Raw genomic sequence first — 24,553 nt, forward strand, 5'->3', positions numbered from 1 at the left:
CTTTCAGAAATCATGCGGCAGGAAATATCAGTCGAGAACTTCGATCGCGCTGAAGAAAATGGCGATTTCGCGCGCCGCGCTCTCAGGGCTATCGGAAGCGTGGACGGCGTTCTTGCCAACGCTTTCGGCGTAGAGCTTGCGAACCGTTCCTTCGGCGGCCTCCGCCGGATTCGTCTTGCCATTGATTTCGCGCACGCGTGCGATAGCGTCATCACCTGCGAGCACCATGGCAACGAGCGGTGCAGACGTCATGAATTCTTCAAGCTCCGCATAGTAGGGACGTCCGATATGCTCGGCGTAGTGTTTCTGCGCCACGCGCGGCGTCATCTGCATGAGCTTCATCGCGAGAATCTTGAGTCCCGCCTTTTCATAGATGGCGATGATGTCGCCCGTGTGCTGCTTCTCGAAAGCGTCCGGCTTGATGAGTACCAAAGTCTTTTCCTGCATCTTCATATCTCCTTTTACTTCCCTTGATGTTCCCGCGCTTCGCGCTCCTCCCGATAGACTCGGGCCAGCTTGCAGTAGTTCATCGCCGAGGCATGAACCGCCTCGACCTCGTCCTCGCGCAGCGCACGGATGATGCGCGAAGGATTGCCGTAGACCAGGGAATCGTGCGGAATCTTCTTGTGCTGCGTCAGAAGCGTCGCTGCCCCGATGATCGTATTTTCACCGATCTCCGTGTAGCCGAGCAAGGTGGATCCCATGCCGATCAGACAGTTGTTGCCAATCTTGCTGCAGTGGATCAGCGTGTTATGGCCGATCGTCACATAATCGCCGACAATCGTCGGCGCATCGCCCATGACATGGATCGTCGCATTGTCCTGAACGTTCGTGTACCTGCCGATGACGACGGGCTGCAGATCACCGCGGATGACCACATTGAACCAGATGTTCGCCCCTTCCATGATCGTCACATCGCCGACGATCGTAGCGTTCGGTGCAATGAGCGCCGTCGGGTCGATCTTCGGCACTTTGCCTTTGTAAGGCAGGATGACTGCCATGCGAACCCCTCCCTTTTCCTTCTTCCCTTATCGGACAGAACTATTATAAGGAATTTTTTCGCGCTTGTAAAGGAGACGCCCGCATTCATGCCGACTCAGACCTCAGACAAATCCATTTCAAAAGCGCACTTCATAGCAGACCTCATATTGGAAGCAGCTGCGCCAAGCGTCGCACCCTTTCTTCACGCAGCCATTTCCCCACGTCCGCGCCGCGAAGTTCGGGCGGCGCCTCCGTACCGCGCACTTGAAGCATTTTCCGCAACAGCTCTTCCCCATGCACCAGATAGTACGGCAAAGTGCCATGGTCGGCGCAGATGATACGACGAAAATCGGCGAAGGAAAGCCCCGATTTTTCGATCGCAAGCAAAAGATCGGCAATCTTTCCCGTCTTTTTCAAAAGCGGTGCACGCATGTGCTCCTTGATGACGAAGCGCGCCGCCATAAGCCACGCTTTCGGCAAGGTCATGCGCTTGTTCCACGCATCGAGTACAAGGAGTCCGCGCTGCTCGTGCCCGTAATGATGCGGCAGCATTTCCTCGGGAGTCTTCCCTTTGCCGATGTCGTGCACGAGAGCGGCAAAGCGCGCTTCGATCGTCTGCGTCTTTCGCGCTACGACATCGACGATCTGCATCGTATGGCAGTAGGCGTCGCCCTCGGGATGATATTCCGGCGGCTGCGTCTTTCCCTTCAGGGCAAAGATTTCCGGGAACACCGATTCCAAGAGGCTCGCGTGCGCAAGAGCTTCAAAAAAAAGCGAGGGCTGCGGCGCGGCAAGCGCACGCGAAAGCTCGTGCACGATGCGCTCTGTCGGTTCTTCCCCAAGCTCTGCAGCACAATCCGCCATCAGCGTCCGCGTGCCATCGTCGATGACAAATCCCAGTTCCGCCGCTTGACGCGCTGCACGAAGAGCCCGCACGGGGTCTTCGGAAAAATGATGCGACGTCGCGCGAATCAAGCGATGCGCAAGGTCGCCCCGTCCACCGTAGGGATCGATGAGTTCCATCGCGGGCAGGCGATAAGCCATGCTGTTGATGCGCGTATCGCGGCGAAAGAGATCGTCTTCGATCGTGACTTCCGCCCCAAAATCTACGGCAAAGCCGCGATAGCCATGCCCCGACTTCCTCTCACGACGCGCGAAGGAAACTTCCGACCGTACGCCGTCGATTTCCACGAGATAGACAGGAAAGGCGTGACCGATGAGGGAGGCTGCAGGGAAAAGCTTTGCGAAAACCTCCCTCTCCAGCCCTGTGATGACGAAGTCCTTATCCCGCGGCTTCGCGCCTCTAAGATGATCGCGCACCCAGCCGCCGACGAGGTAGACCGTACCGCCCGCCCCTTCCACTGCCTTGACGAACTCCTCCTCACGCATACACGACTCCTTCACCTTCGACGCCTTTTCTGCGTCAGCGATGTTTCAAAATTCTCGCACCATGCGCATCAAGAGAAAGCTGCAGTGCGTGTGCCTCGATTTCATGCTCTTGAAAGGCTTCAACCATCGCCTGTCCCACCGCCTCTTCATTCTCCAGCGTATAGGCGATGAGACACGGCCCCGCGCCGCTGAGGCTTGCACCGAGCGCGCCTGCCCGGCATGCGGCACGAAAGACGTCCTTCATGCCGGGGATGAGCTTTTCTCTGTACGGCTGGTGCAGGGCATCGGCGAAGGCGTTGCGCAAAAAACGCGGCTGCCCCTTCGTCAATGCAGCGACAAGGAGCGCCGCACGGCTGAGGTTGAAGACGGCGTCCTTCATCTTCACCTGCTCGGGCAGAACGCTTCTGGCAAGCCGCGTCGAAAGTGGAAACTCCGGCACGGCGACGACGAGCTTCAGCGGCATGCGAGGCATCAGGGAGAAGCATTCGACTCTGCCGCGTGTGACGACGCTGATCGTGAAACCGCCAAAAATGGCGGGCGCCACATTGTCGGGATGACCTTCGATGTTCGTCGCCATCTGCAGGAGCTCGCGCCTGGAAAAGCGGTTGCCTAAGAGGGCGTTCGCCGCCTTGAGTCCTGCAACGATCGCCGCCGCACTGCTGCCAAGACCTCGCGATAAGGGGATGTGGTTCGTCATGCGGATATGGAAGCCCTTGACCTCATCTTCCCGGTGCGCGCGCTTCAAGATCGTGCGAATGGCGCGAAGGACAATGTTGCGCTCATCAGCGGGGATATTGGCCGCACCCTCTCCCTCGATTTCGATGACGAGCCCCTCTTCCCCTTTCAGCGTAAGCTCCAGATCGTTATAGATCGTACAGGCGACCCCTATGGCGTCGAAGCCAGGCCCGCAGTTCGCACTCGTACCCGGCACGCGAACGCGGATCGTTCGATTCAGCATGCGCCGTCCTCCTGCGGATTTTCCACGCGGATGATGCTGCGGATCTCACTGACGACAGCAAGCTTCTCAAGATCCGCCGCCGCCTCCTGCATCTTTCTATGCTTGACGACATGCGTAACCGCAACGATTTCCGCACGCTCCTTATATCGTCTCGTCTGAATGACGGATTTCAGACTGACCTTGTGGTTGCCGAATGCCATCGCGATGGCAGCGAGAACGCCCGGCTCATCATCGACAAGAAGGCGCACATAGTAGGACGCTTTCGTTTCCTCCACGGGGCAAAGCGATTTGTGCGCATAGCACGTGCAGTGCAGTCGCCCGAACGTATCGAGCTGCATATCGCGCGCGATGTCGATGACATCGGCGACGACGGCTGAAGCCGTCGGCAAAGAGCCTGCACCGCGTCCGTAGAACATCGCCTCGCCGATGGCGTTGCCGCGCACGAAGATCGCGTTGTAGACGTCGTTGACGGAGGCGAGCGGATGCGCCTTCGGCAGGAATACGGGATGCACGCGCACATCGATGCCCGCCTCTCCGCAGTCGCGCCCGATGGCCAAAAGCTTCACGACATAGCCGAGAGCCTTTGCGTACTCAATGTCCTCGGGCGTGACCTTCGTGATTCCCTCGACGGAGACATCCTCGAAGCGGATGCGCGTATTGAATGCGATGGACGCGAGGATTGCAATCTTGCGCGCTGCGTCGAGACCCTCGACGTCAGCCGCAGGATTCGCCTCGGCATAGCCCTTCGCCTGAGCCTCCTTGAGCACGCTGTCGTAGTCTGAGCCGTTCTCCGCCATCTGCGAGAGCATGTAGTTCGTCGTGCCGTTGATGATGCCCATGATTTCTGTGACGCGGTTCGCTGTCAGGCACTGTTTCAGCGGCATGACGATGGGGATGCCGCCGCCGACGCTCGCTTCAAAGTGGAAGTCCACGCCGTATTTTTCCATCGCCTCGAACATGTCCTTGCCGAACTGCGCCACGACGTCCTTATTTGCCGTCACGACGTTCTTGCCCTTCTCCATCGCGACCAACATGTACTCGCGCGCCGGATGGATGCCGCCAAGAAGTTCGATGACGATGTCGATTTCCTCATCGTTTAGGATTTCATCCACATTCTCGGTCAGATGCAGCCCCTCCATATAGGGGCGCTCTTTCTTCGCATCGCGCACGAGCACGGACTTCAGCGTGAGCTTCACGCCCGCCTTCGCCTTGATCTCGCGCTCGTTCTCGCGAAGCACGCGCACGACGCCCGTGCCGACCGTGCCGAAGCCCAGCATGCCGATCTTGATCTCTTTCATCTCTTCACCTTTCATCATGCCTGTCCGAGGACTTCGAGACGCTTCACGCCGTCCACCATGCGCAGCTTGTCGAGAAGCGCTTCAAGATCCACCGAGAGGTTCGCCGTCTCAATGGAAACCGTCGCATTCGCCACACCCTGCAGGGGGATGCCCTGATTGATCGTTAGAACGCTGCCCGAATCCGCCGAGATCGTATTGAGCACGCTCGAAAGGACGCCCTTCTTATGTTCCAAGAGGAGCGTCAGCGAGATGATCTTGTTGCGGCTCGCTTCATAGAAAGGAAAGACATAATCCTTGTACTTGTAATAAGCGCTGCGGCTCAATCCCATACTGTCGACCGCCTCGTTGATCGTGCGTGCGTCGCCGCGCTTGAGCATCTCCTTCACGCGGATTGTCTTCTTGATCGCCTCGGGCAAGATCTGCTCCTGCACGAGGAAGAATCCACTCTGCGCCTTCTGTTCCGTGTTTTCTTTGCGTTCTCTTGGCATAAAAATTCCTCCTGCCGCATAAATTCCACGCTTGGAATTATACCATTGTCCAACACTATTGTACAGTCCCTATAGACATTTTGCGAGAAAAGAATTCTCAAATACTCCCTCTCAACGATGCCCCGCCTTGATCTTGCTCTCCGTGCCATTCAAGAGGCGCGTGATGTTCGTATGGTGACGCACGATGACGAGAACGGCGGCGAGGACGCCGAAGACCGTGTATTCCGTTGGGCAGCCGAAGAAGAATGCGAGCACGGGCACGAGCGCCGCGCCGACGATGGAGCCGAGCGAAACGTAGCGCGTGACGAACACGATGGCAAGCCACGCGAAGAAGACGACGCCCGTCACCGCCGGCATGAGCATCGCTATGACGCCCAGCCCCGTAGCGACGCCCTTGCCTCCCTTGAAGCGCAAAAAGACGGACGCAGAGTGTCCGAGAATAGCGGCGATGCCGCCCAAGACCATGGAAAGCGGCGTGCCGACGAGAAGCATGGCGATATAGACGGCGAGGAATCCCTTGAGGAAATCGAGCGCGAAGACGAGCGCTCCCGGCCCCTTGCCCAGCGTGCGGTAAACATTCGTCGCGCCGATGTTGCGGCTGCCATATTCGCGGATGTCGATATGCCAGATGGCGCGGCAAAGAAGCAGACCGTTCGGCACAGAACCCAGAAGGTAGGCGATGATGCAGGCGAAAAGCGTCATATCTCTTCCTCCTCCCTGCCGCGCACGATGAGGCGCAGCGGCGTCCCCTCGAAGCCGAAGCTCTCGCGCAGCTTGTTCTCAATGTAGCGCAGATACGAGAAGTGCATGAGCTCAGGCTCGTTCACAAAAACGATAAACTTCGGCGGGCGGATGTCCGCCTGCGTCATGTAGCGAATCTTGAGCTGCTTGCCCTTGTGAGCAGGCGGCGGATTCACGGCGATCATGTCACGCACGAGGTCATTCAGGATGCTCGTCTTGACGCGCATCGATGCCTGATCCGCCACATACTTGACGAGATCGGTGACGCGCGCAACGCGTTGGTGCGTGAGTGCCGAAGTATAAAGGACGGGCGCGTACTGCAGGAAGCCGAGTTCTATGCGGAGTTCATCCGTGAAGCGCAGCGTAGACTTTTCATCCTTGTTTTCGTAGATGTCCCACTTGTTCACGATGAGCACGACCGCCTTGCCCGATTCATGGGCATAGCCCGCGATCTTCTTGTCCTGCTCGGTGATGCCCGCCGTGGCGTCGAGCACGACGAGCACGACGTCGGCGCGATCAACGGCGCGAAGCGCTCGCATGACGCTGTAGCGCTCGATCGGCGCATCGATCTTTCCCTTGCGGCGCATGCCCGCCGTGTCGATGAGGATGAACTTCGTGTCCTCCGCCATAAAGTGCGTGTCGATGGCGTCGCGCGTCGTGCCCGCAACGTCGCTGACAATGACGCGCTCCTCACCCAAGAGTGCATTGACGAGCGAGGACTTGCCGACGTTCGGACGGCCGATGACGGCGATGCTGATCTCATCCGACTCTTTCTCTTCCTCTGCTCCTTCGGGAAAGAGCGCCACGAGAGCATCGAGCAGATCGCCGAGGTTCATGGCGTTCGTAGCAGAAATCGGCACGGGATCGCCAAGGCCGAGGTTGTAGAACTCGTAGACGTCCGCCTCCTGCTTGGGCGAATCAATCTTGTTCACGGCCAAGAGCACGGGCTTCTTCGTCGTGCGCAACATCTTGCCGACTTCCTCATCGGCAAGCGTCAGACCCGCACGGCCGTCGACGAGAAAGAGGATGACGTCCGCCTCCTCCATGGCGATCTGCGCCTGCTGACGCATCGAGCGCAGGATGGCATCGCTCGTATCGAGTTCGATGCCTCCCGTATCGATCATCGTAAATTCCTTGCCGAGCCATTCAGCATCAAGGTAGATGCGGTCGCGCGTGACGCCCGGCAGATCATCGACGATGGACACGCGTTTCCTGCCCAATTTATTGAAGAGCGTGGACTTGCCCACGTTCGGACGTCCCACGATCGCTACGATCGGCTTGCTCATTCCATCCTCTCCTTTTCCTCTTTCCTCGGTTTCGTATACGCTGCGTTGCTCTGCCACATATACGAAGCCTCATCATCCGACGCCCCTCGATAATGCTCCCAATCAAGAAGGGCGCGCGCGAGATCGCCGCCGCCCTGCGCCGTCTCAACGCGAAGGTGCGGCACGGCGCTGCGAAATGCATCGAGCGTCATATCGTCGAGCAGAACGTTCTCACCCGTGCGCAAGGCGCATTCAGGCACGATGACGCCGTGCGGCACAACGGGCAAAGTGTCAAGAGCGCGGAGCATATCCTCACCCGTCAGAAGTCCCGAAACATTGACTGTCCTGCCAAAGTAATCGTTTTCCACGCCAAGACAATCGATATGGAGTCCGGGCACGGAAAGCTCCGCCATGAGCTTTTCAAAGAGATGTACAACCGATGTGCCCGAGAGGATCACGAGATGCAGCGGCTCTTCATATCCCTCGGGCGCAGGCAGCTTCTGCAAGGTGTTCTTCCACTCCTCGATGAAGCTTCGCGCAAGCCCAATGCCATTGTCGAGCTGTGGAAAACCGTCGTATTCCTCCACGGGCGGCACGGGAAGCCCTGCGAGAAAGTAGAATTCATCACCGAGGTAGACGAAACTCTTGCCCGTTTCCTCTCGCGCACGCCGCTGCCAAACCTCAATCTGGTGAATGACGGCGGCCGCTCCCTCACGATCGAACATCTGCAGCGGGTAGCATCCCTCGCGAAAGCGCGTGAGCCCGACGGGCACGATGGCGAGCGACAGCGCGTGCGGCCGCCTGGCCATCAATTCCTCCACCGTGCGGTCAAGCTCCCCGCCATCGTTGAGTCCCGGGCAAAGCACAACCTGCGTATGGTACTCGACATCCGCCGCCTCCAAGCGGTCGAGATGGTTCGCGATCTCAGCCGCCCGCCGCGTGTTGAGCATGGCGGCGCGCAGATCGGGATTCATCGTATGGACGGAAACAAAGAGCGGCGACAAGTGATAGCGTTCGATCCGCTGAAAATCCTTCTCGCGCATATTCGTCAGCGTGACGAAATTGCCATAGAGAAAAGACATGCGATAATCGTCATCCTTGACCGACAGGCTCTTTCTCATGCCAGGCGGCACCTGATCGACGAAGCAAAAGTAGCAATGATTGCCGCACGAGCGTATGCCATCGAAAACGGCGGAAGCGAACTCTGCGCCAAGTTCTTCATCATAGTCCTTGTCGAAAGCAAGCAATTCCTGCTCACCGTCTGCATGTTCGACGAGAAGCTCGATCTCCTCTTCGGCGAAAGCAAAGCTCAGATCGATGATGTCGCGCAGTTCCTGCCCGTTGACGGCAAGGATCTTATCTCCCACCGCAAGTTCCAATTCTTCTGCCAGACTCCCCGGCGCTACGCGTATGATTTCCCCTGACAACATGCTGTTCCTCTGACTTTCCCCGGGGACATACCCCGCTCTGATGAATAAGGGAGTGATGAATATTCATCACTCCCCGACTTCTTACTTATTCAGCTATGAGGCTTGATCCTTCAGTCCTCGCCGCCCTCTTCGTGGGTGACAGGCTCATCCTTGTAGTAGGAAACGTCCGAAACCTCGGCATCACGTTGCGCCCTCGTGATGGAGAGCGAAATGCGTTTGCGCTTCATGTCGATGTGCAGGATCTTGACCTTCACGATGTCGCCGAGCTGCACAGCCTCATCGGCACGCGCAATGCGGCGGTCGGCAAGCTCGCCCATCGGAATCAGGCCATCGAAGCCCGGCTCGATCTCCATGAAGGCGCCGAAATCCGTGAGCTTGATGATCTTGCCCTTGATGTGCGTTCCCTCTGCATAACGCTCCGCCTTGTCGAGCCACGGATCGCGCATCGTGTCCTTGACGGAAAGCGAGATACGCTTCGTCTCGGGATCGAAGTTCTTCACATAGACGTCGACCTCATCGCCGACGGAAAGAACGTCGGACGGCTGCTTCACGCGATGCCATGCGAGATCCGAAATATGCGCAAGGCCGTCGACGCCACCGATGTCGATGAAGGCGCCGTACTCGACGAGACGCTTGACCGTACCGCGGATGATCTGCCCGACTTCAAGCTTCGAGAAGACCTCTTCCTGCTTCTTCTCGCGCTCTTCCTCCAGGAGGCTGCGGCGCGAAAGAACGAGACGCTGCTTGCGGATGTCGATCTCGATCGGCAGAGCTTCCACCGTCTGGCCGACATAGATGGAAAGATCCTTGACGAAGTGAAGCTCCATCTGCGACGCGGGAATGAAGCCTCGCAGACCGTTGACGGATGCAACGAGACCACCCTTGACGACCTGCGTGACCTGCGCCTGCACAGTCTTTCCTTCTTCTTTCAGCGCCTCGATCTCCTTCCATGCGACCATGCGGTCAGCACGCACCTTGGAAACCGTAGCGCCATTCTCACCGCCGAGGCTCACGACAAAGACCTCGATCTCGTCGTCGACCTTCACGACATCCTTGGCGGAATCCGGCTCAGGTGAGGCAAGCTCCCTCTTCGAGATGGGAATGTCCGCCTTGAGGCCAGCAATGTTGACATAAGCCTGACCATCGTCGACAGCGACGACCGTAGCCTTTACGACATCATGTTCCCTTACCTCCTGCATGGACTCCTCTTCAGCCTCAAGCAAACTCTTCATGTCCTGTTCTTGCACTTTTGATATACCTCCTTGATAATCCAGTCCGGAGTTGAAGCCCCAGCTGTAATACCAATTTTTTTGATTTTATCAAACCATTCGTCCTGCAGCTCCGCCGCAGTTTCGATATGATAGGTTTGGCATTCCTTGGCGCACAACTGCGCGAGGCGCGTCGTGTTCGCACTGTTCTTGCCGCCGATGACGAGCATCAGATCCACTTGCCGCGCAAGCTTGACCGCCGCCTCCTGACGCTGATCCGTAGCCGTGCAGATCGTGCGGACGATGCGAACGTCGTTCGACTTGTCCAGCAGACTGAACACGATTTCCTTGAACTTCGCACCGGAAAACGTCGTCTGCGCGACGATGCCCAAGCGCGCACATGGTGCGACGGCTTCGGCTCCTTCGACGGAATCCACGATGACGGCATCGCCGCCTGCCCATTCGAAGATGCTCCTGACCTCCGGATGAAGCTTCTCCCCTACGATAACGACAGAATACCCTTCTTGAAAAAGCTCATGCGCCGTGGACTGTGCCTTCTTCACATGCGGACACGTCGCATCGACGAGAGAAAGCCCGCGCTCCTTCGCTTCATCATAGACGAGGGGGCCAACCCCGTGCGAGCGTATGATGACCGTCCCCTTCTCCAACTCGGGCAAGGCATTGACCATGCCGACGCCTTCCTCCGCCAGACGCGAAACCATCTGAGGATTGTGGATGATGGGACCGAGCGTACAGGAAGTCCCGTCGGGTGCGGCTTGTTCACGCGCAAGTTTGATCGCACGCTTCACGCCATAGCAGAAGCCAAGGGATTCTGCCAGAAATACTTCCATATATCTACCACCAAATATCCAATGTATCGCAGAAAGGCAGTTTCTCCCCATTTCTGCAATCTATTTTATATTATAGCATAAAATCAATCGCTTATGCTATCATTTTTTATCATTGCGTAAATTTCATCCATTATTTTTTGCGAAAAATCCTGCAGCGCCTGCTTATCCTGCTTTTCTCCTTGAAAAATCAAGGGTTTTCCATAAATGACGCGAAGCTTCGGCAGGAAGCCGCCATTGGCAAAAACATGATCGGTGCCGATGATAGCGGCCGGCACGACGGGAGCTTTTGCCATGGCCGCGAGCAGCGCGACGCCCGGTTCCGCCTTCTTCCTCTCCCCATGGCGGCTGCGTGTTCCCTGCGGAAAAACACCGAGACAGTGTCCTTTCTTGAGTTCGGCGAGAGCCGCCTTGATCGCGCCCCGGTCTGCTGCACCGCGCTTTACGGGAAACGAATGACAGCTCCTTAAGATATAATCCGCGATGAAATTGAAGAAAAGTTCCTGCTTCGCCATGTAGCTGACGGGGCGCGCAAGAAATGTCGCCAAGAGCGGCGGATCCCAGTTGCTCATGTGATTCGCCGCCAAGATCACAGGCCCTTCTTTCGGCATGTTTTCTCTACCCTCAATCTTGGCACGAAAAACAAGGGAAAAGAACATGGCAAAACTGATTTTCAACAGAGCGTAAATCATTTGCCGCACCTTTCTACGATAGCACGCACGACAGCGGCGATATCCATGCCTGTCGTATCGAGCAGGTCTGCATCCGGCGCCTGCACGAGCGGCGAGATCTCGCGCTCGCTGTCCGCCTTGTCGCGCCGTGCGATGTCCGCTTCAAGCTCTGCGAGCGTCATGTCGTAGCCCTTTTCCTGCATCTCCTTCCAGCGGCGTTTTGCACGCTCCGCCAAGGAGGCCGTGAGGAAAATCTTCACGTCAGCGTTCGGCAGAACATGCGTGGCGATGTCCCTGCCATCCATGAGCACGCCGCCCGCGTCTGCCATGAGCCTTTGCTGCTCGACCATCTTCTCGCGCACGGGACCCAAGCGCGCCACTTGCGATACGACGGCGCTGACCGCAGGCGTGCGGATTTCGCTCGTAACCTCTTCACCGTCGACGAAAACCTGCGTCCGCTTCCCATCATAGCGCAGACTGACCACGATGTCGGCGACAGCTGTGAGAATCTTCTCATCCGTCAGAGGCTCTCCGGCCTTGAGTGCCTTCCACGCAACGGCACGGTACATCGCGCCCGTGTCGATGTAAGTGTAGCCCAGTTCCTTCGCCGCGAGCTGAGCTACCGTGCTCTTGCCCGCACCCGCCGGCCCGTCGATCGCCACCACGAGTTTCTTTGCCATCATCTTTCCCCCTGTTGCACAAGTCCATCCAACGTCTGATAAAAAGACGGATATGAGATATTGACGCAAGATGGCGCATCGAGCGTCACGCCCACTCCTGCGGCGCCTGCCACGGCGAGCGACATCGCCATGCGATGATCGTCGTAGGTGCGGCAGGAAGCGGGCGAAAGCATGCGCCCGCCATGGATGACCATGCCGTCCTCCTTCGCCTCGACAGCACCTGGGGCGAGGCGATTGAGCTCCGTCGTCACCGCTGCAAGCCGGTCGGTCTCCTTGACGCGCAGTTCCGCCGCACCCGAAATCACGGTGTCGCCGTCTGCGAAAAGCGCCGCGACGGCAAGGATTGGGATCTCGTCAATGAGGCGCGGAATGATCTCGCCGCCAAACGATGTACCACGAAGCGACGCCGCCCGCACGCGGATGTCAGCAAGCGCCTCGCCGCCGCTCTCACGCTCGTTGTCGATCGTGATGTTCGCACCCATGTCGGACAATACATCGAGAATGCCCGTGCGTGTCGGATTGACGCCAACATCCTGCAGGATGATGTCGCTGCCCTCAATCAGAGACGCTGCAACGAGCCAGTACGCGGCAGAGCTGATGTCGCCAGGTACACGGATCTCTTCGGGCGCAAATAGTTCGTCGGCCGGCTCGATCGTCACCTTCGTCCCCTCGCGCTCAATCCTTGCACCGAAGGCGCTGAGCATGCGTTCCGTATGGTCGCGCGAAAGCGCCGGCTCCGTCAGACAAGTCTCTCTTTCCGCATAAAGACCCGCAAGAAGCACCGCCGACTTCACCTGCGCACTCGCGACGGGACTCTCGTAGTCCATCGCACGAAGCGATCCCTCATGCGGCAGTACGGCGAGCGGCAGGAAGCGATCCGCACCGCGCCCTCGGATCGTCGCGCCCATGCGCGTGAGCGGCTCGACGACGCGCCCCATGGGACGGCGCGAGAGCGACGCATCGCCCGAGAGCGCCGAGAAGAACGGCTGCCCCGCGAGAATCCCCAACAGAAGACGCAGCGTCGTGCCGGAATTTCCCGCATCGAGGATGCCCTGCGGCTCTTTCAAGCCATGCAGGCCGACGCCCGTGACGAGGAGGGCGCCGTCCGCCTGTCGCTCGACGCCTGCGCCGAGCGCCCTCATGCACGCCGCTGTCGAAAGGCAGTCCGCCGCTTCGAGGAAGTTTCGGACGTGCACCTTTCCTTTCGCTATGGCAGAAAACATCACGCTGCGATGTGAAACGGACTTGTCTCCAGGCACGCGGATCTTCCCCGTCAGTCCTCTCTTTGCCGGACGGATTTCTCTTCCTTCAGCCATATACATCTTCCCCTCAAAATCATGCTTTCAAACTTCTGCCTGTCCCACACGGGCGGCGCTCCAGCGTCCCGCTGCCGCCCCCATGGAAAACGCCGCCTGCAAGTTGTATCCGCCCGTGAAACCGTCGACATCGACGACCTCGCCGGCAAAATAAAGCCCCGGCACAAGCTTTGATTCCATCGTCTTGGGATCGATCTCCTTCGTCGAAACGCCGCCCGCCGTCACGATGGCCTCGGCGAGAGGCCGCGTCTTCTCAATCGTGAGCACGAGATGCTTGATCACCTCGGAGATTCTCATGCGCTCTTCGCGACGCAAGTCGTGCACGGGCTTTTCGGGAGACAAATACGCCGCATCGAGCACGGGCGCGATGAGTTTCCCGGGCAAAAGATCGCGCATGCCATTCTTCAGCGCCTTGTTCCGGTATTTTTCAAAGTCGCGCTGCACTCGCGCCGCAAAGACTTCAGGCGTCAGGGCGGGCTTCAAGTCGAGTACAAGCTCCACGAATTTCCCCGCCGCAAGCGCCTGCGCCGCCATGCGGCTCAAAGACAGAACGATGGGCCCTGTCACGCCGAAGTGCGTGAACATCATCTCGCCGAATTCCTCGCCGATTCTCCTGCCGTCGGCGAGAAGCGTCACGCGCACGTTGCGCAGGGACAGCCCCTGCGCCTCCTTGACCCAGTCCTCCTCCGTGACAAGCGGCACGAGCGACGGCAAGACATCCGTGATCGTATGCCCCAACGCGCGCGCCATTGCATAGCCGTCGCCCGACGATCCTGTGCCCGGGTATGACGCGCCGCCCACCGCCAGAACGACAGCGTCGGCACGCATCTTCGCGCCGCTCGCGAGCACGACGCCCGCCGCATGTCCCTCTTCCACGAGAATCTCAGCGACGCGCGCCTCCGTCTCGATCTTCACGCCAAACTCATGAAGGTGCCGGACGAGTGCCTCGACCGCATCGGCGGCGCGGTCACTGACGGGAAAGACACGCCCGCCGCGCTCCACTTTCGTCTCCACACCAAGTTCTCGGAAAAATTCCCGCACATCCTCATTGTCAAAAGCGTGCAGGGCGCTGTAGAGAAACGAGCCGTTGCCCGGGATATTCTTGACGATCTCTGCGACGGGCGCGACATTCGTGATATTGCAGCGCCCCTTGCCCGTAATCATCATCTTGCGGCCGGGCTGCTTCATTTTCTCCAAAAGGAGCACGGAAGCGCCTGCTTCCGCCGCCTTGGCCGCCGCCATGAAGCCAGCCGGGCCTGCGCCGACAACGAGGACGCGCCGCGCACTCATCGTTCTTCTGCGAGGCGATAGAGCGCCTCGACCTCCGCCTTCGTCAGAGGACGCGAAGCGCCGCGCTTGACGCCGTCCAGCGTGAGCTGCGCAAAACGCGTGCGCTTCAGGGCGCGCACGTCGCACCCCACGGCCTCGAACATGCGACGCACCTGCCGATTCCTGCCCTCGTGCAGCGTGACCTCGACGTCACTGAGCCCCTTTTCCGTCACGCCGTAGACGCGCACCTCCGCCGGCGCCGTCATGCCGTCTGCCAGTTCGATGCCGCCTCGGAGCTTCTTCAGGGCTTCTGGCGTAAGGTCGCCCGCCACCTTCGCACGGTACGTCTTGTGCACGAGAAAGCGCGGATGAAGAAGAGCCTGCGTCAGTGTACCGTCATTCGTAAGGAGGAGCAGCCCTTCCGTATTCTGGTCGAGCCTTCCCACCGGATAGACGCGCACGTCCTTCACGGGCAGAAGGTCGAGCACCGTGCACCTGCCGCGCTCGTCGGAAACGGTCGAGACGCAGCCCTTGGGCTTGTTCAGCAAGAAATAGACGAGACGCTCCTCTGCGGGAAGCGGCTCGCCGTCCACCGCAATACATGCGGTCGCCGCGTCCGCCTTCGTTCCCGGCTCACGCACCACCGCGCCGTCCACTGTCACGCGCCCCGCCGCAATGAGCTCCTCCGCCTTGCGGCGTGACGCCACGCCCGCGCGGCTGATGATTTTTTGCAATCGTTCTTCCATACTTCACCCTTACCCGTAAACTCTTATTAGACGCATCCGACGCACACCGCGCTCAGAGATTCGCCATATTGCAGACGATGTCGCGCGCCTCTTCCACTTCCGAGGCGAGGACGCGTATCTCGAAGTTCGCCTTGCGCTGGCTGCCGACGGATTTCCGATCCGTCAATATGCCTTCCGCCTCCAGCCTTTCGCAGATCTTCTCCGCCTGCCCCTTTGTTGCAGCCACAAAGATCGATGTCCACATGAAAATTTCCTCCTTCGGCGCTATCTCTGCAGCACCGAGTTTTTGCCGAGCAAGGCCTCGATTTCCTGCACGACGGCAGGAGATGCGTCGAGCCAATACTGCGGCTCCAACTTCTGCCAACGTCCCTTCCGATTCAAAAAGACGACATGATCGCCCCTGTGCATCGCGAAAATGCCGTAGAGCGCATCGAGCGCAGCCGCTTCCTCGTGCTCTGCGGTAAGCGTGATGTAATAATCCTGCCGATAATCGTCGAGCGCAGTAATTGTGTCGGCAAGCACCTTGACGCCGTCGTCCGTGAAATTCACGCGCCCCTGCACGACGATGGCCGCATCGGGAACAAGGAGGTTCACATGCGGGTAGAAGACCGCTGGGAAGACGACGACTTCGACGGAATGCGTGTAGTCCTCCAATTCCAAGAAGCACATCGTGTCACCCTTCTTCGTCGCAATCCGCTTCGCCGAGGAGATGAGGCCGCCGATGCGCACGAGTTGGCGCTCCTTTTTCTTGCCGTCTAAGATATCCCCGATGGGCACGAGATTCTTGATCTTCTTCTCATGGCGATCGAGCGGATGTCCTGTAATGAAGAAGCCTGTGTTCTCCTTCTCCCACGCGAGTCGCTGCACCGAGTCTGCCTCATCGATGTCGGGAAGCGCGACGTCCTCGGCCTCCTGCATCGCCGCCTCGCCGAAGAGGCCGATCTGCCCGCTCGCTGCATCCGCGTGCTTCTTTGCCGCGACGTCGATGACGCGCTCCAAGACGGCAAGAAGCTGCGAGCGGTGCGCGCCGAGAGAGTCGAACGCACCGCATTTGATGAGACTTTCAAGCACGCGCTTGTTTGCCGTGCGCATATCGACGCGCGTGCAGAAGTCCAGGAGCGACGTGAAAGCGCCGCCTTCCTCGCGCACGGCGGCGAGACTCTTGATCGCCGCCTCGCCGACATTTCGCACGGCGGCGAGGCCAAAACGAATGGCCGCGCCGTCGACGCTGAAATTCGCCTCACTCGCGTTGACGTCGGGCGGCAGAATCTTGATGCCCATGCGGCGGCAAAGCTCGATGTAGACGCCGACCTTATCGTTCGTGTCCATGATGCTCGTGAGCATCGCCGCCATGAATTCCTGCGGATAATGCGCCTTCAAGTACGCCGTCTGCCACGCCACGAGCGCGTATGCCGCGCTGTGCGACTTGTTGAAGCCGTAGTCGGCGAAATGCGTCAGAAGATCAAAGATCTTTTCCGCCAAAGCGTCATCAATGCCGTTCTCTCGCGTTCCCTTCATGTACGTCTCGCGCTGCGACATCAGGACTTCATGCTTCTTCTTGCCCATGGCGCGGCGCAGGATGTCCGCCTGCCCGAGCGTGAAGTTCGCGAGCACCTGCACGACCTGCATGACCTGCTCCTGATAGAGCACGACGCCGAACGTCTCCTTAAGGATCGGCTCGAGCAAAGGATGCAGGTACGCCACCTTCTTCTTGCCGTGCCTGCCCGCGATGAAGTCCGCCACCATGCCGCTGCCCAGAGGCCCTGGCCGGTAGAGTGCGACCGTCGGAATGAGGTCTTGGAAGCTTTTCGGCTGCAGATCCTTGACGAGATTCGTCATGCCCGCCGATTCCATCTGAAAGACCGCGCCCGTATCGCCGCGGCAGAGCATCTCTGCCGTCTTCTCATCTTCGAGCGGTATCTTGTCGATGTCGATCGTGACGCCGCGGCTCTTCTTGATGTTCTTCAAAGCGTCGGCGATGACCGTGAGCGTGCGCAGGCCGAGGAAATCCATCTTCAAAAGACCGAGCTCTTCCACGTGATCCTTGTCGTACTCCGTCACGAGCGTGCCGTCGGAGACCTGCACGGGCACATAGTCGGTCAAGGGATTTCGCGCGATCACGACGCCCGCCGCATGGGTCGACGAGTGGCGCGGCAGCCCCTCCAGGTCGCGCGCGAAGTCGATGAGCCGCTTCGTCTCGTCGCTCTCCTCATAGATGCTGCGAAAATCCTGCGAATCGGCGAGCGCACGGTCGAGCGTGATGCCGAGCTCTGACGGCACAGCCTTCGCCACGCGATCGACGCTCGCATACGTCATTTCGAGCGCACGCCCGACGTCACGAATCGCGCCCTTCGCCGCCATCGTGCCGAAAGTGATGATCTGCGCGACATGATCGGCGCCGTAGCGGCGCTTCACATAGTCGATAACCTCCTCACGGCGGATGTAGCAGAAGTCGATGTCGATATCAGGCATCGTCACGCGCTCCGGATTCAAAAACCGCTCAAAGAGCAATTCGTACTTCAAAGGATCAAGATTCGTGATGCCCAGGAGATAGGCGACGATGCTGCCCGCCGCCGAGCCGCGCCCCGGACCGACGGTGATTCCCTCGCCGCGCGCATACTTGATGAAATCCCAGACGATGAGAAAGTAGCTGTCATAGCCCATGCGATGGATGATGGAAAGCTCGTAAGCGAGCCTTTCGCGCACAGCGGGCGTGATCTTTTCGTAGCGAAGGGGCAGATTCTCCTCGCAGAGCTGCTTTAGGTAGGCCTCGTCCGACATTCCCTCCGGCAACGGAAAATTCGGCAGATGAAGATGCCCGAACTCAAAGTCGACCTTGCATCGCTCGGCGATCTTCTGCGTATTGGCGAGCGCCTCCGGGTGATCGTGAAAAAGCGCCTGCATCTCCTCGGGCGAGCGCATGTAGAACTCCCCTTCGGCATAGCGCATGCGCGTCGGATCATGGACGCCCTTGCCCGTCTGAATCGCGAGCAGGACATCGTGCGCCTCCGTGTCCTCTTTATGCACATAGTGGATGTCGTTCGTCGCCACGAGTCCGACGCCGAACTTCTCCGCCAGCTCAATGACACCCGCGAATGCTGTCTTTTCATCGGGGATTCCATGGTCTTGAATCTCAAGGAAGAAATTCTCTCGTCCAAAGATGTCGATATACTCCTCGACGAGCTTTTCCGCGCGCTCGCGCTCACCACGCAGGATCGCCTGCGGGATCTCTCCCGCGACGCAGGCGCTGAGGCAGATGAGGCCCTTATGATACTTGCGCAGGATGTCCTTGTCGACGCGCGGCTTGTAGTACATGCCCTCTGTATTGGCGAGCGAGACGAGTTTCACCAGGCTTCGATATCCTTCCTCATTCTCTGCAAGAAGAATCAGATGATAGTAGCGCGTGCCGCGCACCTCGGTGCGGTCAAAGCGCGACTCAGGTGCAAGATACGCCTCACAGCCGATGATCGGACGAATTCCCTGCTTCTTTGCTTCCTTATAAAAGTCAATAACACCGTACATCGCCCCGTGATCGGTGATCGCGACGGAATCCATGCCAAGCTCCTTCGTGCGTGCGATAAGCTCGGGAATGCGGCTCGCGCCGTCGAGAAGGCTGTAGCATGTATGAACGTGCAAATGTGCAAAGGGAATCTTCGTCATGGCAGCCTCCTCTATCACTCTTTTATGTTTCGCTTCTTCCTATTATAAAGGAAAACGAGCGAACCTTCAACGCTTCTTCATATACGCTTCGGCAACAGCGAGAACATATTCCTGCAGCGCGGTACCGACAGCGAGATCCCAATCAACGTCACCCGCAAAGACCGTATTGGAAACGACGCGGATCGTGAGGAACGGCACATCGTACGTCTGGCAAATTTGCGCGACGGCGTCACCCTCCATCTCCTCAACCGCAGTGCCGTAGAAATCATGCAGGAAGAGCACGCGGTCGACTTGGCAGTTCCAGCTGTCCGCCGTACCGATGACGCCCTCCGTCACGCTTCCTTTCTTGTAGGAGTTCTTGAGCGCGAGCGCCGTCCGAAAGAGACCCTCGTCTGCTCTGTGAAAGACCTCCTGCGTGAAGCGACGCGCTTCCTTGTCGTAGGCAAAGACGCCGAGCTGGTCGAGTGCCTCTTCATCGACACCCTCACCGCGTGCGCGAAAGTGAGATTTCCATGCCGATATATTGACCGTCTCTCTGCCTATGACAATATCGAAATTCTTTAGAACCGGATCATGCGCTCCCGCCGTCCCCTGATTGATGACGGCGCAGGGGTGAAAGAACTCCATGGCAAGCGCCGTCGTCGCCGCCGCATTCGCCAAGCCCCACTGCGTGCGCGAAACGGCAAGAGGCACGCCATGATAAGTGCCCGAGGCGAAGTACCACTCGCCGAGCCGGTATTCCTCCAGAGCGTCGAGCTGCTCGACTATATGGCTCGTCTCCACCCTCATCGCACCTTGGATGAGCAAGGGCGGCTCCCCCTTGTATGTCTTGCCCGACCGATCTGACAATCCTCCTACCATCCTCTTCCCTCCGTAAAATTCTCTCAAATTCTGCAAATGCGAAATAGTATACGCCTCTAACTTTACATTGTCAACTAAATCCTCTATAATGGAAATGACTAACTTTTCGACTTTACCGCAAAGGAGCGATTCCCTCTTGAAGATCATCGCACGGCATCTCACGGCCGACTTATACAACTGTAAAGAAAACAAGCTGCTCGACATGGAGATGACCGTCGCCTCCTTGAGGCGTCTCACCGAGGAAGCGGGCCTTCACATTCTGCAGGTCGACACGCAGGTGATTGAAAAGGGTCATTTCGTCGTCCTCCTCGCCCTCAAGGAGGGACATCTCGCACTGCACACCTACACAGAACTCCGCTACGCGGCGGGCGATATCTTCCTCTGTGACGCGAATGCCGAGCCTGAAACGCTCTTCAAAGGGCTTAGGAGTTTCTTCAAACCTGAAAAGATTCGCACGACCTTCCTCAAGCGCGGCGACTTCGGCAAGGCCAAGGATATGAAGCCAAAGATCAAGTCGCGCGTCGCGCCACTTCGGCGCATCCACAACACAGGCGCAAAGGTCATCCGACTTCTCGCGCGTCGCAACCGCAAGAAGAACTTTTGAAAAAAGGCTGCCATCGGCAGCCTTTTCTATTTCACCCTCACTTATAGGCGGGAAGATCCGGCTCAATCGCCGTCGCCGCTTTGTAGTCACTCTCAGACTCCGCCGCCTTACCCGACAAACGATACAGGTAACCGCGGCGATAATAGAATTTGGCATTGCCCGGCTCCAACCGAAGCGCCGCCGTATAGTCGTCGATGGCCTTCGCCTTCTCGCCCATATTCTCCAATACACCCGCGCGATTACCAAAAAACGCGGCATTCTTCGGCTCGAGATCGATTGCTGCATCAAGGTCAGCGAGCGCTCCGTGAACATCATTGAGCTGGATCTTTTCAATCGCACGCAAGTTGAGAAGATCCGCATTCTTCGGCTCGATCGCCAGCGCCCTCTCAATGTCGAGAAGCGCCTCTTCGTTCCGATCCATCAAACGATAGGAAATCGAGCGCTCGATGTAGATGGGAAGTACATCCGACGTATGCTCCAATGCATGCGTATAATCGGCAATGGCTTCATTGAGCTGACCGAGCGCACGATAACTTCCCGCACGATTGAAATAAATGAGCGACGCCTGATCGGCGGGCACGCCTTCCAAAAGATGCGTGAAATCTGCAATTGCCTCTTCGTGCTTGCCCAAACGCTCGAGGCAAACACCACGCCGGCTCAAGGCTGGAACATTTTCCTTTTCGAGCGTCAATGCCGCCGTATAATCGTCCACGGCAGAAGCAAGATCCTGCTTCTGTTCCTTCGCCAAGCCGCGCTCAATATAGGCGCGCAGTTTGAGAACGTCATCGGCTTTTTCGAGCACATGCGTATAGCCATCTATGGCATCATCGAAGCGCCCCAGACGATAGAGCAAGGAAGCGCGATACATCTGCGCCCCCATATCGTCCGGTTGTAAGGCAACGGCTCGATCCATGTGAGCGAACGCCGTGCCACTGTCATTTTGGGCAAGCGCAGTCAATCCCATCTCGAATTCAATAAGCGCATTCCGAGGATCGAAGGACTGCGCCGTAAGAAAATCTTTCTGCGCATCCCCATAGCGCTTCATATCGCGCAAGACGATGCCGCGATTGACGAAAGCCGTCGGATTTTCTCCATTGATTGCAATCGCCCTGCTGAATTCTCTGTAGGCAGCATCGAGATCGCGCTTTTGGTAGCTGTCAATGCCGCTCTGAATTGCAGCGAAGTCCGGCGACTGTCCGGCAACTTCCCCCTGCCTTTTCGGAAGTTCCTGCGCCATCTTGCCCGCATCCGGCTTCGGCAGCATCTGCGCCGGCTTTGCTGCATCGCGCGAAGCAGCAACATTGGACGCAGGCTTTTGCTCACGGCGATCCTCACGCACGGATTCTTGCTTTTGCTCGTGCGTTTTCTTCGGCTGCGTTTCCTGCACCTGCTTCTGCTCTTCCCTCTGCTCCGCTTTCGGCTTCTGCGGTTCGACAGGCGCGGCTGGCGTGAACGTCCCCAGGGTACGCGCGAGCGCATCGTCCACTGCAGAAGCCGCAGCCGGCAAACAGCCGCACCAAGCGGCAGAACCCGCAAGAATAGCAGCCAAAGCTGCCGTCTTCATCCCTTTTTTCACAAAATCACCTCATTATATTCAATGGACAAGCTGCAGCAAAACGAAGATGACAAGCCCCAGACCCGCGCCGACGATGGATCCGTTCATGCGAATCCACAGGAGATCAGGCTCCACCTTGTCGTAGACGAGATGGTTGAGCTGCTCGTCCGTCAGACGCGCGAGCACGTCGCGCACGATGACGGCGACGAGATCCTGCGCGGCGAGCGCCGAACGCGCCGCGAGATCGTAGAGTAGCCGGTCGATCGCACGCTGCATCTTCTCATCCTTGCCGACGAGCGCAAGCGCACGCCGCAGCTCTTCTACGAGGACAGCAGAAAATTTCTCGCGCAAGAGAGGCAATACTGTGTCAAATCTATGCCTGCCCCGCGCCAAGAAGAAATGCTTCTGCACAAACGCCAAACTTCGCTCGATCGCTTCCTCAAGCGGCAGCCCTCTGAGCATGGCGTCGCGCAGCTCCAGCGAAAAGGCACAAAACTCCTCGTCGGCACAAAGCTCCTCCGCCTTCTCATAGCATACTGCAAGAAATTCCTTCTGCAGCGCCGAATCCTTCTCGGCCAATTCCGTCAGTACGGTCAAGGCCTGATGGCGCACGAGATGAGCGAGATCGGCGAAGTTCACGACGTCCGCGATCTGCCCAATGCCGAGCAGGAACTTGTCCCAAGTGCTCCTGGCATTTCCCTTCGCATAGTTGAAGAGCAGATCCTCGACCTTTCGGGAAAACTCCGGGGCAGCAGCCTTCTCAGCGAGAAACTGCGCCGCCCGCGCGACGAGCACATGGTCGCGCTCGTCATCGCGCATCCAGCGTCCGATCAAAGAAAAAATTTCTTCGGGACGCGACCGCTTCAGTTCGCTGCGCATCTCGTCCGCAAAGGCATTCGCCTGCTTCTCGCGATCGATGTGCATGGCGAAACTGCGCACATAGTGCAGGAACTGTGCGACGAGCTTTTCCTGCACATCCTCTCGCCGAAGAAACTCAAGCAAGCGAGCGACGAGGTCGATGTGCTGCAAGGCTTGGAAAATCTTGCGGCGTGAAAAGAACTCCTTCTGCACGAGCGTGACCGACGCTTCGATGAAGGACTCGCGGCGGCGCGGCAAAAGCGCCGTATGCCATGGGAAGCCCAACGGCTTCTTGAAGAGCGCCGTCACGGCGAACCAATCGGCAATGCCGCCGACGAGCGCAGCGTCGGCACAGGCGAGAAAGCCGCGCGCCAGGAGACTCTTCGGATATGCGATGACCAACGCGAGCGCCAAAAAGAATACGACAGCGGCAAAGAGCAGCGTCTTGTCCGCCTTGTTCCAAGAACGCCAAAACATCAGCCCACCGCCTTTTCCACAAAGTATGCGATAAGGAAAAGCGCCATGCCCGCCATCGCCCCAACGACGGAACCATTGATGCGAATCATCTGCAGATCGTCATCGACGCGGCTCTCCACGAAGGCGATGAGCTCGTCATCGGAGAAATCCTCCAGCCGCGCCTTGACCATCTGCGTGATGAAGGCGTGATGATCGTTCAGCTCCGCTTCAAGAAGATTCTTGAACATGGCGTCCGCACGCCTCTGCAGGCTCTTCCTCTTGATGAACTCGTCAATCTTGCCGTCTACAAGAAGAAAGAACGGTTCGCGCCAAAAGGGCGTCTCCCCCTTGGCGTTGCGCTCCAGCCAAAGGGCGAACTGTTCCGAAAGATCGAGCCGTTCGAAGGACGTTTCCTTCCACTTTGCAATCGCCTGTTTCAGCGAATCGTTTTTGCCGAGGGAATGCAGCAGTGAACGGAATTCTGCTGCAAGGCGCTCATACGCCTCGCCCTCGCCCTTGAGCATGGAGCTGATATAGGCGTCCATGTGCCTCACAGCGATTTCCCGCAAGCGCTCATCACTCAAATCCATCGCCTGAATGACCGTCGCTCGAAGCGACGCCTGTCTTTCATACCGCTCGCGCAGCTCACGAATGTTTTCCAGCAGCACCTCCTGCATCTTCGCGTCGTGCAGCGTTCGGCGCACAGCGCGAAGTGCCACATGCAGGATGCGTGCGCTATTCGTCTCTTCGGCAAGCATGTCGAAGAAGCGCAGCAGGAATTTTTCCAAAGGAAAGCTCTTGAAGCTCTCGCGAATCGCCGGCCAGATGCGTTCGGCTACATGCATCGCATCCATCGTCTCAGCCGCACGCAAAAGCACGGCGAAGGAGATGTCCTTGATCCGCTCGCGCCCGCCGCGCTCCTCAAGATAGGCGACGAACATCTGCGCCATGTCGATCTTCCTCGCTACAGCCATGATGTTCGCCGCACTCAGAAGATCGTTGGCAGCATAGTCGACGAGCGCCTGCATGATGCGCGTGCGATTCCGGCGCAGGATGTCCGTGCGGTAGGATATGCCCAAGGGCTTTCGAAAGATCGCCGTGACGGCGAACCAGTCGGCAAGTCCGCCGACTGTCGAGGCGAGGAAAGCCGCCTCCAGAAGATCCCAGAGGAACCCGCTGCCGACCATAGGCAGGACGGCGAGCGTGCCGATGACGCTGACAGAAAGCGCGAGCGTCGCCTTATACTTTTTCTGCAAGACCATATCGCTCAC

23 protein-coding genes are annotated in these 24,553 nt (G+C 58.3%); 1 reads left to right on the plus strand and 22 read right to left on the minus strand.

All coding sequences use genetic code 11. The features are described 5' to 3' along the window. Nucleotides 1-27: 27 nt before the first annotated feature. The 19 genes from ndk to QZ177_RS02540 all read right to left on the minus strand — a co-directional run bounded on the left by ndk (nucleotide 28) and on the right by QZ177_RS02540 (nucleotide 19,809). On the minus strand, nucleotides 28-447 hold the full coding sequence (ndk, locus tag QZ177_RS02450) for a nucleoside-diphosphate kinase (RefSeq protein ID WP_013740821.1): 420 nt from the start codon (nucleotides 445-447) through the stop codon (nucleotides 28-30). 14 nt (nucleotides 448-461) lie between these two features. Continuing rightward, nucleotides 462-1,001: a gamma carbonic anhydrase family protein gene (locus tag QZ177_RS02455; protein ID WP_006192234.1), complete on the minus strand. Its 540-nt coding sequence runs from the start codon at nucleotides 999-1,001 to the stop codon at nucleotides 462-464. A 142-nt stretch (nucleotides 1,002-1,143) separates the two neighbouring features. Further along, nucleotides 1,144-2,370: an HD domain-containing protein gene (locus tag QZ177_RS02460; protein WP_294175411.1), complete on the minus strand. Its 1,227-nt coding sequence runs from the start codon at nucleotides 2,368-2,370 to the stop codon at nucleotides 1,144-1,146. 34 nt (nucleotides 2,371-2,404) lie between these two features. Beyond that, nucleotides 2,405-3,328 carry a homoserine kinase gene (gene thrB, locus QZ177_RS02465; RefSeq protein ID WP_294175412.1) on the minus strand — a complete coding sequence of 308 codons (924 nt, stop codon included), beginning with the start codon at nucleotides 3,326-3,328 and terminating at the stop codon, nucleotides 2,405-2,407. Beyond that, the gene (locus tag QZ177_RS02470; protein ID WP_294175413.1) at nucleotides 3,322-4,626 is read right to left on the minus strand and encodes a homoserine dehydrogenase; all 1,305 of its coding nucleotides are present in this window, start codon (nucleotides 4,624-4,626) and stop codon (nucleotides 3,322-3,324) included. The genes thrB and QZ177_RS02470 overlap by 7 nt, the downstream gene beginning before the upstream one ends. Nucleotides 4,627-4,640: 14 nt before the next feature. Then, a complete protein-coding gene (locus QZ177_RS02475; protein ID WP_006192226.1) occupies nucleotides 4,641-5,114 on the minus strand; it encodes an ACT domain-containing protein in 474 nt (157 codons plus the stop codon). A gap of 111 nt (nucleotides 5,115-5,225) precedes the next feature. Further along, nucleotides 5,226-5,816 carry a glycerol-3-phosphate 1-O-acyltransferase PlsY gene (plsY, locus tag QZ177_RS02480; RefSeq protein ID WP_294175414.1) on the minus strand — a complete coding sequence of 197 codons (591 nt, stop codon included), beginning with the start codon at nucleotides 5,814-5,816 and terminating at the stop codon, nucleotides 5,226-5,228. Further along, nucleotides 5,813-7,141, minus strand: coding sequence for a ribosome biogenesis GTPase Der (gene der, locus QZ177_RS02485; RefSeq protein ID WP_009646260.1), 1,329 nt, complete (start codon nucleotides 7,139-7,141; stop codon nucleotides 5,813-5,815). Before der ends, plsY begins: the two co-directional genes overlap by 4 nt. Next, complete coding sequence (locus QZ177_RS02490; RefSeq protein ID WP_294175415.1) at nucleotides 7,138-8,550, minus strand: DUF512 domain-containing protein; 1,413 nt, start codon at nucleotides 8,548-8,550, stop codon at nucleotides 7,138-7,140. Before QZ177_RS02490 ends, der begins: the two co-directional genes overlap by 4 nt. Nucleotides 8,551-8,660: 110 nt before the next feature. Beyond that, nucleotides 8,661-9,782, minus strand: coding sequence for a 30S ribosomal protein S1 (gene rpsA / locus QZ177_RS02495; protein WP_198003329.1), 1,122 nt, complete (start codon nucleotides 9,780-9,782; stop codon nucleotides 8,661-8,663). Continuing rightward, nucleotides 9,779-10,609 (minus strand): 4-hydroxy-3-methylbut-2-enyl diphosphate reductase, encoded by an 831-nt coding sequence (ispH, locus tag QZ177_RS02500; RefSeq protein ID WP_294175416.1) that lies wholly within the window; start codon nucleotides 10,607-10,609, stop codon nucleotides 9,779-9,781. Before ispH ends, rpsA begins: the two co-directional genes overlap by 4 nt. An 83-nt stretch (nucleotides 10,610-10,692) precedes the next feature. Continuing rightward, a complete protein-coding gene (locus QZ177_RS02505) occupies nucleotides 10,693-11,298 on the minus strand; it encodes a lysophospholipid acyltransferase family protein (RefSeq protein ID WP_294175417.1) in 606 nt (201 codons plus the stop codon). Further along, nucleotides 11,295-11,960 carry a (d)CMP kinase gene (gene cmk / locus QZ177_RS02510; protein ID WP_294175418.1) on the minus strand — a complete coding sequence of 222 codons (666 nt, stop codon included), beginning with the start codon at nucleotides 11,958-11,960 and terminating at the stop codon, nucleotides 11,295-11,297. The genes QZ177_RS02505 and cmk overlap by 4 nt, the downstream gene beginning before the upstream one ends. After that, entirely contained in the window at nucleotides 11,957-13,273 is a 1,317-nt protein-coding gene (gene aroA / locus QZ177_RS02515) for a 3-phosphoshikimate 1-carboxyvinyltransferase (protein WP_294175419.1), read from the minus strand. The genes cmk and aroA overlap by 4 nt, the downstream gene beginning before the upstream one ends. 27 nt (nucleotides 13,274-13,300) lie before the next feature. Next, complete coding sequence (locus QZ177_RS02520; protein WP_294175420.1) at nucleotides 13,301-14,563, minus strand: NAD(P)/FAD-dependent oxidoreductase; 1,263 nt, start codon at nucleotides 14,561-14,563, stop codon at nucleotides 13,301-13,303. Further along, complete coding sequence (locus QZ177_RS02525; RefSeq protein ID WP_294175421.1) at nucleotides 14,560-15,288, minus strand: pseudouridine synthase; 729 nt, start codon at nucleotides 15,286-15,288, stop codon at nucleotides 14,560-14,562. The genes QZ177_RS02520 and QZ177_RS02525 overlap by 4 nt, the downstream gene beginning before the upstream one ends. A gap of 52 nt (nucleotides 15,289-15,340) precedes the next feature. After that, a complete protein-coding gene (locus tag QZ177_RS02530) occupies nucleotides 15,341-15,532 on the minus strand; it encodes a hypothetical protein (RefSeq protein WP_006192211.1) in 192 nt (63 codons plus the stop codon). Between the two features lie 20 nt (nucleotides 15,533-15,552). Then, a complete protein-coding gene (locus QZ177_RS02535) occupies nucleotides 15,553-18,948 on the minus strand; it encodes a DNA polymerase III subunit alpha (protein WP_294175422.1) in 3,396 nt (1,131 codons plus the stop codon). Nucleotides 18,949-19,014: 66 nt separating this feature from the next. Next, nucleotides 19,015-19,809 carry a 5'-methylthioadenosine/S-adenosylhomocysteine nucleosidase gene (locus QZ177_RS02540; protein ID WP_294175423.1) on the minus strand — a complete coding sequence of 265 codons (795 nt, stop codon included), beginning with the start codon at nucleotides 19,807-19,809 and terminating at the stop codon, nucleotides 19,015-19,017. Nucleotides 19,810-19,945: 136 nt separating this feature from the next. On the opposite strand from QZ177_RS02540, the gene speD reads away from it, so the two are divergent. Then, nucleotides 19,946-20,413 carry an adenosylmethionine decarboxylase gene (gene speD, locus QZ177_RS02545; RefSeq protein ID WP_009646234.1) on the plus strand — a complete coding sequence of 156 codons (468 nt, stop codon included), beginning with the start codon at nucleotides 19,946-19,948 and terminating at the stop codon, nucleotides 20,411-20,413. Nucleotides 20,414-20,450: 37 nt separating this feature from the next. Here the strand turns inward: speD and QZ177_RS02550 are convergent, their stop codons facing one another. The 3 genes from QZ177_RS02550 to QZ177_RS02560 are packed head-to-tail and all read right to left on the minus strand — an operon-like array spanning nucleotide 20,451 to nucleotide 24,544. Then, entirely contained in the window at nucleotides 20,451-21,989 is a 1,539-nt protein-coding gene (locus tag QZ177_RS02550; protein WP_294175424.1) for a tetratricopeptide repeat protein, read from the minus strand. A gap of 18 nt (nucleotides 21,990-22,007) precedes the next feature. Next, the gene (locus QZ177_RS02555) at nucleotides 22,008-23,303 is read right to left on the minus strand and encodes a DUF445 family protein (protein WP_294175425.1); all 1,296 of its coding nucleotides are present in this window, start codon (nucleotides 23,301-23,303) and stop codon (nucleotides 22,008-22,010) included. Next, nucleotides 23,303-24,544 carry a DUF445 domain-containing protein gene (locus QZ177_RS02560; RefSeq protein WP_294175426.1) on the minus strand — a complete coding sequence of 414 codons (1,242 nt, stop codon included), beginning with the start codon at nucleotides 24,542-24,544 and terminating at the stop codon, nucleotides 23,303-23,305. Before QZ177_RS02560 ends, QZ177_RS02555 begins: the two co-directional genes overlap by 1 nt. Between the last annotated feature and the right edge of the window lie 9 nt (nucleotides 24,545-24,553).

This window comes from uncultured Selenomonas sp. (assembly GCA_905372355.1).
GTDB lineage: Bacteria > Bacillota > Negativicutes > Selenomonadales > Selenomonadaceae > Selenomonas.